This is a genomic window from Shewanella sp. 4t3-1-2LB (assembly GCF_017368415.1).
GTDB classification, from domain to species: Bacteria; Pseudomonadota; Gammaproteobacteria; order Enterobacterales; family Shewanellaceae; genus Shewanella; species Shewanella fodinae.
In genome coordinates, this window is record NZ_JAFNJD010000099.1 from 1 (window position 1) to 1,814 (window position 1,814).

Annotated in this window: 3 protein-coding genes; all 3 read right to left on the bottom strand. The window is 32.0% G+C overall.

The features are described from left to right. The coding region (locus tag J3L11_RS18710; RefSeq protein WP_207571968.1) for a hypothetical protein at positions 1–933 on the bottom strand (933 nt) is incomplete at its 3' end. Beyond that, a complete protein-coding gene (locus J3L11_RS18715) occupies positions 926–1,558 on the bottom strand; it encodes an HAD family phosphatase (RefSeq protein ID WP_207571969.1) in 633 nt (210 codons plus the stop codon). The genes J3L11_RS18710 and J3L11_RS18715, both read right to left, overlap by 8 nt. Further along, a partial coding sequence (locus J3L11_RS18720) for a hypothetical protein (RefSeq protein WP_207571970.1) occupies positions 1,551–1,814 on the bottom strand: 264 nt, incomplete at its 5' end. The genes J3L11_RS18715 and J3L11_RS18720, both read right to left, overlap by 8 nt.

The window sequence follows — 1,814 nt, forward strand, 5'->3', positions numbered from 1 at the left end:
TACAAAAGAAAAATTACTTGCCTGTCCAAATAAATCCCTCAGAATAGTTATAACATTATCAGCACCTACAGTAGAAGCATTATTTTCCACTAATGTTATTTCGCTTGATAACATCTTAGAAATTTTATTCAAATCTTTCCTATTAAATGCATCAACATATTCACATGTACTACTTTTAATTTTTTCCTTGAAACAATCGTTTTCATCAGCTACTTTTGTTTCAAACGCGTCTAACGAATGCTCATCATTAATATGAAAATACTTTGATTTATCTATAGGGATTGCTTTGACTATGCCCTCTTTAAGTATAATTTCATTCAACGTTGGTGAAATATAAAAACTATCATTTGTCTTTATATCCTTCCGGATCATTGATTTGGCAGCTTCAATGAACAATTTTGCAGTTTTATAGTAAAATAGACCAGCAACAGCTTCTTTGCTTATTGGCATTTTTTCTGCTGCTTGAGTGACATATCCATTCCGATCAGTTTTTACAAACGACCATTTGGGATGAATAGCTTCAAAAGTTAATACGCCTGCATCAACCTGTTCGTCTATGAATGTTTTTACATAAGGTGCTAAATCAAAATCAAGAACTTGTTCAAAACTTGAAATTATTAAAGGACTATCAAGATCTAGACTTTCTATAGCTAGTAAAGCTGAGCAAGCAGCACCTTTTGTATTACCATTGATTTCGCAAGTTCTCACTTCAGGCCCTAGAAGGCCAATTACCTTATCAAGTTGGTATTTTTCAGCCTCATTTTTAGGTAGTGCAACTATTATATTTTTTGATAATCCTAGCTTAATAAACGGTGCAGCCGCTCTTTCTATAAGTAACTTTCCACCCACATCATTTAGAATTCTTGGAAACGACTTGTTATCATTTACCTTAAATGTATTTGAACCTGATAGAGGTATTAATATATTAAGCATTATTTACCTCACTTATAAATCTAGTAATGTTTTCATAGTTTACATCGTGTATGTCGTTAACTTTGAGGACATGAGCACCGGATGCTATTGCAGCTTTTATTCCATTTTCATTGTCTTCTACAATAACGCATTCGCTAGGTTCAAATCCTAGTTTTGAAATTGCTAGATTATAGATCTCAGGATCTGGTTTACCTTTTGATACATCTTGGTTGGAAAGATAAAATTCTAAATATTCAATCAGTGCAGATTTTTCCATCATTACTTTAACAGTATTTCTGATTGAGTTAGATGCAACTGCTAGTTTATAACCATGTTCTCTAAGTTTTGATAGAGCATATTGATGATGAAAAGAAGGTTTACATTTTTGATTTGTAATATCCATGGTATATTGCTGTTTCATTTCATTAATAAAGCCATGGAGCGAATTTGGTAAAACATGTGTTTTTGATAACAAATTTAGCTTTTGAGCTGTGGATAAACCATCGAAAGTAGCTAAATGCTCGTACCGAGTAATTTCTAAGCCAAAAATCGCCAATGCTTTATTTAAGGCGTCATAATGCCAATCTTTAGCTTCGATTAGTACTCCATCCATATCAAAGATTACAGCTTTAACTATGTTACTCATTAAAGTAGCTCCTTGCTTTCTCAGGATAATCAGTACAAATTCCTATATTTGCTGCATACTTTTCATGTTGACTTATATATTCTTTTAAATCTTGCCAATATTGCATTTGTTCCATTTTATGTAATTCTGGAGATACAAGAACGACAGATTTTCCATCATTTAAAAATTTATCTAATGCTAAAATATCTAAGATGTTGTCTTTAAAGTTATCCAACCATACACCTTTACTATATTCATATAGAGCTGGTTCAGATTC